This is a genomic window from Actinomadura rugatobispora, from assembly GCF_055379765.1.
In genome coordinates, this window is record NZ_AP029191.1 from 9984275 (window position 1) to 9998146 (window position 13872).

Annotated in this window: 12 protein-coding genes; 2 read left to right on the forward strand and 10 right to left on the reverse strand. The window is 72.6% G+C overall.

Translation table 11 applies throughout. The features are described 5' to 3' along the window. The first annotated feature begins 35 nt into the window (after positions 1-35). On the forward strand, positions 36-2171 hold the full coding sequence (locus tag ACZ466_RS44895) for a TRAP transporter permease (RefSeq protein WP_378283127.1): 2136 nt from the start codon (positions 36-38) through the stop codon (positions 2169-2171). After that, positions 2171-3148 (forward strand): TAXI family TRAP transporter solute-binding subunit, encoded by a 978-nt coding sequence (locus ACZ466_RS44900; RefSeq protein ID WP_464041941.1) that lies wholly within the window; start codon positions 2171-2173, stop codon positions 3146-3148. The genes ACZ466_RS44895 and ACZ466_RS44900 overlap by 1 nt, the downstream gene beginning before the upstream one ends. Positions 3149-3186: 38 nt before the next feature. Here ACZ466_RS44900 and ACZ466_RS44905 read toward each other — a convergent pair whose 3' ends face one another. The 10 genes from ACZ466_RS44905 to ACZ466_RS44950 form a co-directional block, all read right to left on the reverse strand. Then, positions 3187-5109: a hypothetical protein gene (locus ACZ466_RS44905; RefSeq protein ID WP_378283125.1), complete on the reverse strand. Its 1923-nt coding sequence runs from the start codon at positions 5107-5109 to the stop codon at positions 3187-3189. Beyond that, the gene (locus ACZ466_RS44910; protein ID WP_378283124.1) at positions 5106-6017 is read right to left on the reverse strand and encodes a leucine-rich repeat domain-containing protein; all 912 of its coding nucleotides are present in this window, start codon (positions 6015-6017) and stop codon (positions 5106-5108) included. Before ACZ466_RS44910 ends, ACZ466_RS44905 begins: the two co-directional genes overlap by 4 nt. A gap of 121 nt (positions 6018-6138) precedes the next feature. Then, positions 6139-7008, reverse strand: a complete 870-nt coding sequence (locus ACZ466_RS44915; protein WP_378283123.1) for an acyl-CoA thioesterase — start codon at positions 7006-7008, stop codon at positions 6139-6141. Next, positions 7005-7406: a DUF427 domain-containing protein gene (locus tag ACZ466_RS44920; RefSeq protein ID WP_378283122.1), complete on the reverse strand. Its 402-nt coding sequence runs from the start codon at positions 7404-7406 to the stop codon at positions 7005-7007. Before ACZ466_RS44920 ends, ACZ466_RS44915 begins: the two co-directional genes overlap by 4 nt. Before the next feature lie 148 nt (positions 7407-7554). Next, the gene (locus ACZ466_RS44925) at positions 7555-9099 is read right to left on the reverse strand and encodes an AMP-binding protein (protein WP_378283121.1); all 1545 of its coding nucleotides are present in this window, start codon (positions 9097-9099) and stop codon (positions 7555-7557) included. 50 nt (positions 9100-9149) lie between these two features. Next, positions 9150-10088 (reverse strand): cyclase family protein, encoded by a 939-nt coding sequence (locus ACZ466_RS44930; protein WP_378283120.1) that lies wholly within the window; start codon positions 10086-10088, stop codon positions 9150-9152. A gap of 43 nt (positions 10089-10131) precedes the next feature. Beyond that, positions 10132-10830 (reverse strand): TetR/AcrR family transcriptional regulator, encoded by a 699-nt coding sequence (locus ACZ466_RS44935; RefSeq protein WP_378283119.1) that lies wholly within the window; start codon positions 10828-10830, stop codon positions 10132-10134. 101 nt (positions 10831-10931) lie between these two features. After that, positions 10932-12155 (reverse strand): CaiB/BaiF CoA transferase family protein, encoded by a 1224-nt coding sequence (locus ACZ466_RS44940; RefSeq protein ID WP_378283118.1) that lies wholly within the window; start codon positions 12153-12155, stop codon positions 10932-10934. A 395-nt stretch (positions 12156-12550) separates the two neighbouring features. Further along, positions 12551-12958, reverse strand: a complete 408-nt coding sequence (locus tag ACZ466_RS44945; protein WP_378283117.1) for a carboxymuconolactone decarboxylase family protein — start codon at positions 12956-12958, stop codon at positions 12551-12553. Beyond that, complete coding sequence (locus ACZ466_RS44950) at positions 12951-13814, reverse strand: NAD(P)-dependent oxidoreductase (protein WP_378283116.1); 864 nt, start codon at positions 13812-13814, stop codon at positions 12951-12953. Before ACZ466_RS44950 ends, ACZ466_RS44945 begins: the two co-directional genes overlap by 8 nt. Positions 13815-13872: the final 58 nt, after the last annotated feature.

Sequence of the window (13872 nt, forward strand, 5' to 3'; positions counted from 1 at the left end):
CATTTACGTTTCCGTCAACCGAACGGGAGGTTGGCGTGTCCACACCCAGGCACAGCGACCCGCGCCCGGCGACCGGCGACGAGGCGCCCAAAGGCGAGGCGCCCGAGCTCACGCGGGCCGACGCCGAGGACCTCATCGCCGAGTACGACGCGGAACGTCCGGCCCGGCGGCTCACCGGCCCGGTGGCGTACGCGACCGGAGCGGTCGCGTTCGGCGTGTCCCTGTACGCGCTGTACGCCGTCTTCAGGCCCCTCCCCGCCCTGCAGTACCGCATGGGCTTCCTGGCGGCGGTGCTGCCGCTCACCTTTCTGGTGTACCGGCCCGGCCTGAACCTGCGGGGCCTGGGGCGGCGCCTCAAGGGCGGGCGGGACGGCGACGAGACCGCGCCGGACGGCGACCAGGACGCCGGCGAGGAGCCGAAGAAGAGCGCCCCGGGGCGCGACAACCCGGGCGTGGCCGACTGGATCCTGGCGGCCGTCTCCCTGGTCGTGTGCGCCTACCCGCTCATCGGCTTCGACGACTTCCTCCGCCGCACGGTCACCCCCTCCGGCCTCGACGTGGCGATGGCCACCGGCTGCCTGCTGCTGGTGCTGGAGGCGACGCGCCGCACCGTGGGGCCGATCCTGCCGGGCATCTGCGTCGCGTTCCTCGCCTACGCCTACTACGGCGGCTACCTGCCGGTGGACTGGACGCTCGGGCACCGCGGCTTCGAGTTCGACCGGATCCTCACCCAGCTCTACATGGGCACCGAGGGCCTGTTCGGGGTGCCGCTGGACGTCGCCGCGACCTACATCGTGCTCTTCACGATCTACGGCGCCGTGCTCGACCACTCGGGCGCGGGCCGCTTCTTCGTGGACGTCTCGTTCGCCGCCTTCCGCCGGTCGGCGGCGGCCCCCGGCCGCACCGTCACGCTGGCCGGGTTCCTGCTGGGCACGGTGTCGGGGTCGGGCACGGCCACGGCCGTCTCGCTGGGCAGCGTCTCGTGGCCGATCCTGCGGCGGGCCGGGTACCCGCCGGCCGCCGGGGGAGGCGTGCTGGCCGCGGCCGGGATCGGGGCGATCCTCTCCCCGCCCACGCTCGGCGCCGCGGCCTTCATCATCGCCGAGTACCTGCGGGTCTCCTACCTGACCGTGCTGCTGTACGCGACGATCCCGACGCTGCTCTACTACCTGGGGATCATCCTGGCGATCGAGATCGACGCCCGGCGGTTCGGGGTCCGCGCCGTCGAGGTGGACACCCCGTCGGTGTGGCGGCTGCTCGGCCGGTTCGGGTACCACTTCTCCTCGCTGATCGCGATCGTGGTGCTGATGGCGTTCGGCGTCTCGCCGTTCCGCGCGGTCGTGTACGCCACCGTCCTGGCCTTCGCGCTGTCGTTCCTGGACCGCCGCAACCGGCTCGGCCCGCGGCGCACCGCGCAGGCCCTGGCGGCGGGCACCCTCGGGGTGCTGCCGGTGGCGGCGACGACGGCCGCGGCGGGCATCATCGTGGCGGTCGTGACGCTCACCGGGCTCGGGCTGAAGTCCTCGCGGCTCATCGTCGACTTCGCCGGCGGGAACATGACGCTGACCGTCGTCCTGGCCGCCGTCGCCGTCCTGCTGCTGGGCCTGGCGGTGCCGGTGACCGCGTCGTTCATCATCGCCGCCGTCATCATCGGGCCGGTGCTGCAGACGCACGGCGTGGCCCCGGACGCCGCGTACATGTTCATCTTCTACTACGCGGTGCTGTCGGAGGTGACGCCGCCGACCGCGCTGGCGGCGGTCGCGGCGGCGGCGATCACCGGCGGCAACGCCTTCAAGACCATGATGCTGACCTGGAAGTACACCCTGCCCGCCTTCCTGGTCCCCTTCGCGTTCGTGCTGGCGCCGGAGGGCCGCGCGCTGCTGTGGCAGGCGCCGTGGCCGGAGGTGCTGACCGCGCTGGCGGTGTCGGCCGTCGCGGTGGCGGCGCTCGCGGTCGTCACCGGCGGCTGGATGCTCGGACCGGCGGGCCCGGTCGAACGGCTGCTCGCCGCCGGCGCCGCCCTCGCGCTCCTGCACCTCAGACCCGCCAGCGTGGCCGCCGGCCTCGGCCTGCTGGCGGCGGCCCTGCTCGTCCACCTGGTCCTGCGGCGCGGCCGGACCCTCCCCCCGGCCCCCGAACTCCAACCCACCCCAGCCCGGAAAGGACACTGATGCGCCCCATCATCCGGACCTGTGCCGCCCTCGCGGCCCTGGCGCTCACCGCGACGCTGGCCGCGTGCGGCGGCGAGCGGAACACCGGCGACGACGGCCTCTACAACCGGGGCCGGCTGGCCATCGCGACCGGCAACACCACCGGCGTCTACTACCAGCTCGGCGGCGGCTACGCCGACCTGATCAGCAGGAACGTGCGCGGGTACCAGGCCACGGCCGAGGCCACCGGCGCCTCCGTCGAGAACATCCAGCGCGTGGTGCGCGGAGACTCCGACATCGCCTTCAGCCTGGCCGACGTCGCCGGGGAGGCCGCCACCGGGAAGCACTCGTTCTCCAGCCCGCAGCCGATCCGGGCGCTGGCCCGCATCTACGACAACTACGTGCACGTCATCGCGCGGGCCGACGCGGGCATCCGCACGGTGGCGGACATGAAGGGCAAGCGGGTCTCCACCGGGTCGCCCAAGTCGGGCACCGAGACCATGGCGCTGCGCCTGCTGGAGGCGGCCGGCCTGGATCCCGGCACCGGGGTCAAGAAACAGGCCCTGTCGCTGCCCGAGACCGTCCAGGGCATGAAGGACGGCACCCTGGACGCCATGGTCTGGTCCGGCGGGCTGCCCACCAGCGGCATCACCGACCTGATGACCAGCATGAAGACCAAGGCCGTGTTCGTGCCCCTCGACCGGGAGCTGGCCCGGCTGGGCTCGACCTACGGCCCGATCTACAAGTCCACCACCATCAGGAAGAACGTGTACGGCACGCCGGGCGACGTGTCGACGATCGCGGTGCCCAACGTGCTCATCGTCTCGGCCAAGATGCCCGACACGCTGGCCCACGACCTCGCCAAGGTGATCTTCGACCACCAGCAGGAGCTGATCAAGGTGCATCCGGAGGCGAAGAACATCGACCGCGCCCAGGCGCCGAAGAGCGAACCGGTCGTGCTGCACCCGGGGGCCAAGAAGTTCTACGACGGCGCCTGATCCGTTGATCCGTGAGGCCCCGGGCCGGGCCCGGGGCCTCAGTAGTCGTCCTCGTCATACTCCCGGTCGGTGACGTAGTCGTAGAGCTCGTCGACCAGCGGGGAGCCGTCGGCCCACCAGAGCTTGGCCGCGGTCTCGCCGGAGCCGCCCGCGACCAGGGACGGGTCGACGGCGTCCATCCAGGGCGCCTCGCCGCTCTCCTCGACCTCCCACGGACCCTCGTCGGTGATCATGGGGACGGGGACGGCCGCCTGCCGGTGCTTCACCGTCCAGGAGTTGCGGAAGAAGTCGAACCGCAGGTGGTAGCCGGTGGCGGACTCGGTGAAGAGGATCGGCGGGACCAGGAAGTGCGCCACCCCGACGGTGGCGGCGACGTCGATGTAGTTCTCCGGTGAGCCGCCGCTGTTCCAGCACGCGGCGAAGTTGACGGGCGCGAGCGACTCCCCGCCCAGCACGTGGATCTGGTTGCCCCGGACCACGAACTTCTCCGGATCGAGGACCACGTCCTCGCCCATCATCATGATCGGCGCGGGCATGATGTGCGCCTTGGTGAAGAGCTGGGCGCGCTGGTAGAGATCGATGATCTCGTAGTGGCGCCGGGCCTCGAACCTGAAGCCGTGGAACGGGCAGCACTCGCCGTCGGATTCCTCCGGCTCGGGGAAGAGCATGGACTTGTCGAACGCCGGGACGGCCGAGCCGCCGCGCCGCTCCTCCAGGAAGCCGGGGATCCAGTCGGTGCCGTCGGCCTCGATCACCGTCGAGTCGCAGAGGGCGCGGAACGCGGTGTCGCCGACCTTGCAGTTGAAGTAGTCCAGAAGCGTGATCGCGGCGCACTCGGCGAGCGAGAGCGCGTCGCTCTTGGCGAACCAGAAGTCGTAGCCGTTGGCGACGAAGTCCACGCCCCGGAACCGCTTGTGGACGAACGGCTCGCGGGCGGCGCCGGGAGCGAGGCCGTCCCAGTGCGCGGCGGCCACCCGGTTGTAATGGTCGTCGGCGTGGCGGGCCAGCTCGGGCGCGAAGACGCTCTCACCGGTGAGGTAGCACGCCTTGCTGAACAGCGCGCCGATCTCGGGATCGTGGGAGACCTCGGGGTCGGTGAAGATCAGCTCGGTGCGCAGGAAGACCTTGCGGCCGTCGCGGTAGGGTGCGCCCTCGTGCTCGTACCGCTGATCGAAGATCACGCAGGTGAAGGGCCCGATGTCGGCGAGCGCGGCCCCTCCGGCGAGGTCGAGGGCGGGCTCCGCCGAACCGCCGGTGAGATAGAGCAGCACCGTGTAGCGCGAGACGTGCCGCCGCGCCGCGTCGTAATAGGGCGTGTCGCGGTGGCGGTGGAAGTTGGCGTCGCCGGGCTCGAAGCGGTTGCACCGGAACACCGGGTTCACGTGGGAGAAGCCGTCGAGCAGCGGCTCGGGCATCGCCGTGGCGACCGCTGCGCCGAGCGCCTCGGCGAGCAGGGCGGAGTGGAAGATGAAGCGGTCGCCGCCGCGCGAGGCGGCGTTGAGCGGCGGGACGTACAGGTTCAGCGCGTCGAGGCGTTCGAGGCGGGCCCGGTCGGCGTCGGGGAGCCGGAGCGCGAACGCGAACGCCTCGTCCGCGAGCTCCACGCGGTCGGTGAACTCGAACTCCAGCCCGGCCCCGGTGAACAGGTCGTCCAGCGGGAGGATGTTCTCGAACGTGCGGAACGACAGCTCGCGCGGATCGACGAAGACGGCCGCCAGGTGCGGCGCGGCCTCGCTGGGCCGGGCGAACAGCTCGCGCACGCCGGCGTCGATGCGCCAGGCGTCCACGAACCGCACCGCCTTGTGGCGCGCGGTCGGATGCCAGGAGATCGCCAGCCCGTCGAGCGTCGCGGCGGACTCGGCGTCGGTGGCGTCGACCTCGGCGCGGTAGCGGGCGACCTCGGCGGCGGGGGCGTCCCTCTCCGACAGGGCGAAGAAACGGTCGCGGAGCTCGATGCTCACACACTCCTCCAAAAGCTGCGCAGCGCGGGCGGGAGCTGGTCGGCGAGCGCCAGCTTCTTCACGCCGGCGTCGGAGAGGTCGCCGCGGTGCAGGAGCAGCCGCTGGAGCGACCCGATGAACGGCGCGGCGAGCAGGGCGTCCGCCCCGTCCGCGCCGATCCGGTTGTAGCGCAGGTCGAGGTCGACGAGCCGCCCGAAGCGGCCCAGCGAACGGACGCCCGCGGCGGTGAGCCCGTTGCTCTGCAGGCGCAGCCGCCGGAGGCGGTCGAAGTGCGGGGACGCGGCGAGGACCTCCAGGCCGTCGTCACCGATGCCGCAGTACCGCAGGTCGAGCGTCTCGACGCGGCCCTTCGCGATCGAGGCCGCGAGGGCCCTGGCGCCGGGGTCGCCGACGCGGAAGTAGGACAGGTCGAGCTCGGTGAGCCGGCCGAGGTCGAGCGTGGCGAGGGCGCCGGCCTCGACGGGCGGCGCCCCGAGCGGCATGCCGTCCTCGTCGAGCTCGATCCACTCCTCCTCCTCCTCTTCCTCGTCGTCGTCGGAGGGGCCGGCGGGGGGCCGGATCCGCAGCGCGGTCACGAAGGGGTCCCGCAGGGCGCGCTCGATCACCGCGGGCGCGTTCTCGGACCACTCGACGGCGATCTTCGTGGCGAAGCCGTACCGGCGTGCCAGCACGGTCACGCCCTCGGGCAGCGCCGCGTCCCAGCCGACCTGGTGCTCCCGCTCCAGGCCGGTGATCTCGTGGTCCAGGGCCACGCCCTCGACGGGGCCGCAGCGGGCGCGGCGCTCTTCCAACCGGATGAGCGTGCCGCGCGCGTCGCCCCGGTCGAGGAGCCGGTCGCCGTAGACCAGCCACGAGGCGCGGTCGCCGGGCCGGTCGCGCAGCCTCTGTTCAAGATCCGGAGTTTCCATCCCGGGCACCTTATGGGCGGCGACCGACATTCGAGGCGGGTCCGGCGAACGACGGTGCCGGCCGCCCCTCACCCGCGCGTGACCCCGGGGAACCCGCCGGGCCCCGGGGCCGTTCGCGGTGCTACAGGCGGGCCTTGGCCGGCATCGACGTCGCCGAGCCCTTGGCGTCGAAGGCGCGGATCATGCCGTCCTGCGTGAACGACGCCAGCAGGCGCCCCTCCGCGGTGAGGATCTGGCCGCGGACGTAGCTCATGCCCGCGCCCGCGAAGGTGCTCTCGTGGTGGTAGCGGAGCCAGCCGTCCCAGCCGACCGGGTCGTGGAAGCTCACGCCGATGCCCATGGGCGCGGTCGAGACCGTGTAATGCGCCTGGGACGTGCCGATTCCCGGATGGGGCCGCATGGTGGTGGAGATGGACAGGTGGCCGGTGAAGTGCGACAGCAGGGCGCGGCGCAGGTCGTCGCGCTCGGGCACGGCGTCGTAGCGCAGCCAGGCGTCGATGACCGGCGGCCCGACCTCGTCGGGGTTCCCGTAGTCGTCGATCCCCTCGATGCGCAGCTCCCTGCCGGGCAGCGGCATGTCGACGGCCTTCGCCGCCTCCGGGCCCTCGACCGGCGGGCCCGTCCACCGGTCGTGCCGGATGACGTCGGGCTGCGGATGGTCCAGCAGCACGGTGCTCGTCACGCAGGGCCGGTCGCCCTGCGCGACCAGCACCGTGGCGCTGGCGAACGAGCGTCCCGCGCGCACCGGCGTCACGGTGAACTCCAGCGGCCTGTCCGGGTCGGCGACGGCGGCGAACAGCGCGTGCGCGGAACGCACCGTCCGCCCCGGAAGGGCCTTGCTCGCGGCGACGATGGACTGGCCCAGGATCTGGCTGCCGTCGACGACCTGCCGGCCCCCGCCGTCGCTGTCCCCCTCGAACCGCGTCGAGGCGGAGTCGACCGGTGCCACGTCGAAGATGTCGATCATGCGCTCGAGGGACGACTCGCTCACGGGCGCACCCCGGTGAAGGTCCCCGTGCCGATGGCCACGCGGACCTGGTCCTGGTCGAAGGCGATGTAGCCGGCCAGCCGGGCCACCTCAGGGAAGGGCTCCGGATAGCTCCACGCGATGCCCGTCCCCTCACCGCCGGCGGCCCGCCAGTACGAGGCCTGCCCCTTGAACGGGCAGACGGTGTGATGGTCGGTCGGCTCCAGATGGGAGAAATCGACGGCGTCCCGGGGGAAGTACACCACCAGCCCGTGATCCTGCTCGTCGACGACGAAGCAGGCGTCGCTCTGGGCCAGGCGGGTCTCACCCAGCCAGGCGGTCATGACGTTGGTGCGGGCGAGCAGTTCGACGCGATAATCCGGCCGGTCGTGAAACGCCGACCGCACGGGTGTGGACCCCAAGGCTGCAACCTCACTCTCTTGCGCGAGCGGGGCCGGCCGTCGCCCGGCCGGCCCGGACAAGCCCGATCCCGTTAAGTGGATGGAGGCATCTCCGAAAAAGAGAGTGCCATATGCCGCTACGGCCGTGCCAGGCGCGGTCCGCCCCCGGCTAGCCGGACGTCCGGCGCGCCTCGATGTCCCGCCGCAGCACGAACTTCTGGACCTTGCCGCTGGCGGTGCGGGGGAAGTCGTCGACCGCGTGCACCTCCTCCGGCCACTTCTGCTTGGCCAGGCCCACCCGCTCGAAATGGGCCCGCAGCTCGTCCATCGTGGGCACGGGACGTCCCTCCCTGAGCCGCAGGACGGCGGCGGCGTGCTCGCCCAGCCGCTCGTCGGGCGCGGCCACCACCACCGCCTCCGCGACGTCCGGCAGGGTCAGCAGCGCCTCCTCGACCTCCAGGGCGCTGATGTTCTCGCCGCCGCGGATGATGATGTCGGACTTGCGGTCGGTGATCGTGATGTAGCCGTCCTCGTCCATCACCGCGATGTCGCCCGTGTGGTACCAGCCGTCCTCGTCGAAGGCCCGCTTCGTGAGGGCCTCGTCGGTGTAGCCCAGGCACAGGTCCGGGCCCCGGCTGAGGATCTCCCCGTCCTCGGTCAGCCGCACCTCCACGCCCGGCAGCGCCTTGCCGTCGGTGTAGACCCGCTTGGCCTCGGGCGCGGTGTGCAGCGAGGCCGTCATGGACGGGTGCTCGGTGCTGCCGTACGAGCGGTAGACCGTGATGCCGAGCCCGGTGAGCCGGCCGGTGATCGCCGCCGGGACGGCCGCGCCGCCCAGCCCCGCGTACTTCATGGACCGCAGATGCCGGTCGGCGAAGTCGGGGTGGTCCAGCAGGCTGGTGATGTAGTACGGCACGCCGCCGCCCACGATGAGGCCGTCGCTGTCCATCAGCGCCAGGACGCGGCCCGGGTCCCAGACGTCGGCGAGGTGGATCGGCCAGCCGTCCAGCACCGGGACCAGGAAGGCGCCCACCATGCCCATGAAGTGCCCCACGGGGGCCGAGGTGAGCTGCCGCGCCAGCTCGGGCGGGTAGCGCTCGGACATCTGGCGCGTCTCGCAGCCGAGGGTCCGGTGGCTGTGGATCACGCCCTTGGGGTCGCGGGTGGTGCCCGAGGTGAACGCGATCACCGCGGGCGCCGCCGGGTCCACCGGCAGCGTCCCGGCCATCGGGTCGGCGGCGAGCAGGCTGTCGAAGTCGCGCCCGACCACGCCCACGATCGGCACGCCCTCGAACAGGTCGTCCTGGAACTCCAGCCGCCCGAACTTCTCGGCGCCCACGAACACCCGCGGCCGGACCGCCTCCAGGATGTAGCCGACCTCCTTACGCCCGTAGAAGTGGACGATCGGCACCACCGTCGTCCCCAGCAGCGCCGACGCCCAGAACACCGCCGCCGCCTCCATCCAGTTGGGCAACTGGAAGGCGACCACGTCACCCGGCCCCACGCCCCGTTCCCGCAGCCCACCGGCCAGCCGCCGCGCCACCAGCTCCACGTCGGCGAAGGTGCCGCTCCACGGCCGCACGGAGGAGTGCACCCGGAACACCGCCTCCGGTGCCGCCGCCAGGCCCCGGGCCAGCAGCTCGCCGAGCGTGTCCCGCGTCCACCACCCCTCCGCCTCGTACCGCTTGACCAGCTCGCTGGGAATCGTGCGCATGGCGATGGCTCCAGAATCCGAGGCCCGCCCGGGGCCGGGCGGGGCGGAGGTCACTTGACCGCGATGGGGTTGACGGGCGAGCCCACGCCGCCGGGGATGTTCAAAGGGGACGCGACGAACATGCACTCGTAGACCCCGTCGGCCGCGCAGTCCTCGGCCAGGTCCTCGAAGTCGAACATCTCGCCGAGGAGCAGGCCCATGTCGCGGATCGCGAGCATGTGGAAGGGGATCATCGGGCCGTCGCCGTTCGCGCGGAGCGCCTCCACGGCCAGGTTGTCGGCGCACACGGCGGCGATCCCGTGGTCGCGGATCCAGCGGGCGCACTCCCAGGTGAGCCCGGGCGACGCGCCGGGGGCGACGTCGAGGCCGCGCCGCTGCCGGGGGTAGGTGCCCGTGCGCAGCAGCAGCACGTCGCCCGGCCGCGGCGTGACACCGGCCGCGCCGAGCACGGCGTCCAGGTCGGCGGGCCCGACCTGGGTCCCGGGGGCGAGATGGGTGGTGCCCAGATGGCGCGGGACGTCCACCAGGACGCCGCGCGACACGACCCCGTTCACCAGGTTCTGGATCGAGCCGTGCACGGCGCCCCACGCCGTCACCGCGGTGTCGTGGTGGCGGCCGTTGTAGAGCAGGTCGTCGTACCAGAGGTGGGCGAGCGCGTCGAAGTGCGTCGACGAGTGCGTCCCGATGATCAGCATGTCCTCGGAGGAGGCGAAGTCCCACGCGTCGCCCCGGGGGCTGTCGCCGCGGTACCGCGTCATCGTGTGGATCGGGTTGAAGCGCCCGCTGGTCTTCATGTCGTGGGGGCCGTTCTCGTCGGCGGGGACCGAGAGAGCGAAGGACACCCCGCGCCGTACCGTCGCCGCCGCCGCCGTCACCACCTCGGGGGTGATGAGGTTGAGCGTCCCGCGCTCGTCGTCCTCGCCCCAGCGCCCCCAGTTGCTCAGCTCGCGTCCGAGCGCCCGGACCCCGTCAAGATCGATCACCGGCATGGTTCGAGCCTCCCGCTGAGCTGTCGACAGGTGAGTCCGCGCGTCAGCCGGCCCCTTCGGCCGAGACCGGCTCGGCCCCCTCGGCCGAGACCGGCCCGGGTCCGTGCAGGGCCGTCAGGCAGAACCGCCAGACGTTGTCCGCCAGCAGCGCGCGGTCGGGCGGATCGCTCAGCCCGAGGACAAGGGTGTGGAACGACGTCGTGACCATCGAGGTGATGATGTGGACGTCCCATTCCAGGTCGGCCGGCCGCACCAGCCCGGCCGCGCGGGCGTCGGCGACCATCTCCCGGACGAGCTCGGCGTACGCCCGGTTCGTCTCGGCGATCCGCTCCGGATTGGTCGCGGCGATCCGCACGTGCTCGTTGGCGATCACGCGGTTCAGCCGCCCGTCGTCCCTGGGCCAGTCCAGCGGCCAGGTCACCGCCATCCGCAGCCGGACCAGCGGATCGCCGGAGGCGCCGAGGATGCGCTCCCGGATCCTCGGGATGGTGCCGTTGATGAAGGTCGTGAAGACCGTCTGCAGGAACTCCTCCTTGTTGGGGAAGCACCGGTAGAAGGTCTTGATCGCCACGCCCGCCCGGCGGACCAGCTCCTCGATCGTGTACGAGGAGTCGCCGTGCTCGAACAGCAGCTGCTGCCCGGCCAGGACGAGCTTCGTCCGCGGCCCGACGAAGGTCCCCGGCTCGGGGCGCGCGACCGCGTCCCGAGCGATGAGCTCGCTCCATCCAGGATCTCGCGTCACAGCGAAAGGGTAGCGTGCGATCGGCGGCCTCCCCCTTCCCCGGGGAACCCGGGAAGCCCTCCGCGGGGTCGGTCTCGGTCATGGCGGTTCGTCCTCTCGACTCAGACCACGCCGGAGTCCTTGAACTCGGTGATCGCGTCCCAGCCGTAGCCCAGCTCGAGGAGCACCTGCTCGGAGTGCTCGGCGTGCTCGGGCGCCCGGCCCAGCTCGGGCACCCGCTCGTCGAACTGCACGGGCGCGCTCATCAGCCGGACGTCGGTGCCGTCGTAGTCGACCGACACGGCGTACCCGTTCTCGACCACCTGGGGGTCCTCGGCCGTCTCCAGCATCGTGCGCTGGACGGCCCAGGGCCCGGCGAGCGTCGCGAGCCGCCGCTCCCATTCGGCCAGCGGCAGGGCGGCGAAGAGTCCCTCGAGCACGGCGACGCACTCGGTGAGGTTCTCGGCGCGCGCCGCGGCGTCGGCGAAGCGCCGGTCGTCGATCAGGTCCGGGCGGTCGAGATGGCGGCACAGGTCGGGCCACCACCGGTCGGACTCGATCATCATCAGCGCGATCCAGCGGCCGTCGGCCGTCCGGTAGCTCCAGCCGATGGGGTTCCTGGACCGCCCGGTCAGGATGGGGAACTCGCGGTCCAGCCCCCAGCTGTAGAGGACGGCGCTGGAGTGCTGCCACAGCGCGGTGCCCAGCAGGGAGACGTCCACGGTGGCGCCCTGGCCGGTGCGCTCGCGGCGGTAGAGGGCCGCGGCGATGCCGAACGCGAGGTTCATCGCGCCGGCCTTGTCGCCGAAGGCGGGCGGCTGGGGGAGCGGCCGGTCGGCGTCCTCGGCGGTGAAGCTCGCGGCGATGCCGCTGCGCATCCAGTAGGCGGTGAAGTCGTACCCGCCCCGGTCGGCGTCGGGGCCGCGCGCCCCCTGGCCCGTGGCCCGGGCGTAGATGATGCGCGGGTTGCGGGCCCGGACCGCGTCCTCGTCGAAGCCGAGCTTGGCCCGCGCCGGCCCCCGGAAGTTCGTCACGAAGACGTCGGAGCGGTCCACGAGCTCCATGAGCAGCTCCTGGCCGCGGGGATCGCGCAGGTTCAGCCCGATGCTGCGCTTGCCCCGGTTGGTCTGGGCGGTGACCACGTTGACCCCGCCGACCGCCGGCATCACGCCGGAGGTGGTGAGCGCGCGCTGCGGGTCACCGGTGACCGGGTCCTCCACCTTGATCACCGAGGCGCCGAAGTCGGCCAGCACCGCGGCCGCGGCGGGCGCGAACGTCCACTGCGCCACCTCGAGCACCTGGACGCCGTCGAAGACGGGCAGCGCGTCCGCCGGTCCGCCGGGCACGGGGCCCTCCCCCTCGCCCGCGCTCATGCCGCCGCCGCGCGGCGGGCGGCCTGGCGGGCGGCTCGGGGGGCCAGGGGGTCCCGGCCGGGTCGCAAGGCATGGCGAAATGGCGCCGTTGGCACGGTCGTCGCTCCTCCGCGCTAGAGGGCAAATGGTACTCGCTGGAGACGAGAAGACGCTTCTCCTAGATCGGAAATCAACCTTAACCAGGAGAAGAGCGTATGTCCATAAGCCGCCGGAAGATCGTTGCCGGAGGCGGGCGAGGCCCCCGCGCCTGGTCAGCGGGCCCTGGCGTCGCTCGGAGGTGGGCGCGGGGGTGGGAGTGGGGCTCCGCATTGATTATGGAGAAGCCCATTCTCCTGAGGGCGACGGCCTTGCCGACGTGCTGATCCGTATTACCGGGGCCGCTTCGTGTCCCTTTCCTGGCCGCCGTCCCGCTCGCGCCGGGCGCGCTTCTCGTGCCTGGCGACGTGGGTGTCGACCTGGACGCTGACCTTGGTCCCCAGCGGCCAGCCGATGTAGTGCGTCAAGAAGACGGCGATCTCGCGCAGCTCGTCCGGGGAGAGCTCGCCGTTGGCCAGGGCCGCGGGGATCTGGAGCTCCATGACGTCGGTCTGGCCCTGGCCGGCCAGGACGCCCAGGATCAGCAGGCGCCGGTCGCGCACGCTGAGGCCGGGGCGCGTCCAGATGTCCCCGAACAGGTGGTCCACGGTGATGCCGAAGAAGTCGCCGGGGGAGTCGCCGACCTCGAAGCCGTACACCCGGCGCATCATCTCCAGGCCGCGTTCCCGCCGCTCATCCATCGGCGCCGCCCCGTCCGGCGGACGCCTCCAGGCCGAGGCCGGCGGCGAGGCGGTCGAGGGCGAGCCGGGTCATCGGGACGTCCACGCCGAGCTCGCCGGCCAGTTCCACGGCGAGCGCCAGGTCCTTCTCTCCGAGGTCGCGCACGTTCCGCAGGACGTCGTAGAGGCCGTCGTCCGGGGTCAGCGGCGCGGCCGTCGGCCGCAGCATGATCGAACTCGGCCCGCCGGTGATCGCGTCGGTGTGCCGGACGACCCTGGCCAGCTTGCGCAGCGACACCCCGGACGCCTCCGCCAGCCGCTGCGCCTCCGCCGCCGCGGCGAAGGCCGCGAACTGCAGCAGGTTGCGGGCGAGCTTGGCCCGCGTGCCCGACCCGACCGGGCCCATGTGCAGGACGAGGCCCGCCCAGGCGCCGAACGGCTCGCGGCACCGTTCGAACGCCTCCTCGGTACCGCCGGCCATCACGGCGAGGTTGCCCTCCGCCGCCCCGATGAACGAGCCGCTGACCGGGGCGTCCACCACCTCGATCCCGTGCGGGGCCGCGCGTGCGGCCAGGTCTTCGGCGGTACGGGCGCGGATCGTGGAGTGGATCGCGAGCACGGTGCCGGGCCGGGCGGCGGCTAGGACCTCCGCGCCGACCTCGGCCACCTGCGCGTCGTCGCGGACCATGACCGACACGACCCGCGCCCGCTCGGCCACCTCCGCCACGCCGCCCGCGGCCCGGGCGCCCGCGGCGGCCAGCGGCGCCATCGCCTCGGGGCGCGCGTCGTACACGATCAGGCCCGCGCCGGCCAGGTGGCCGGCCATGGGCGCGCCCATCTGCCCCAATCCGATGAAGCCCAGTTCGACGGCGCTCATGCGCGGACCACCCTGCCCTCCACAAGCAAGCGATCGGTTGGTCACCTCTCCGTTGCAG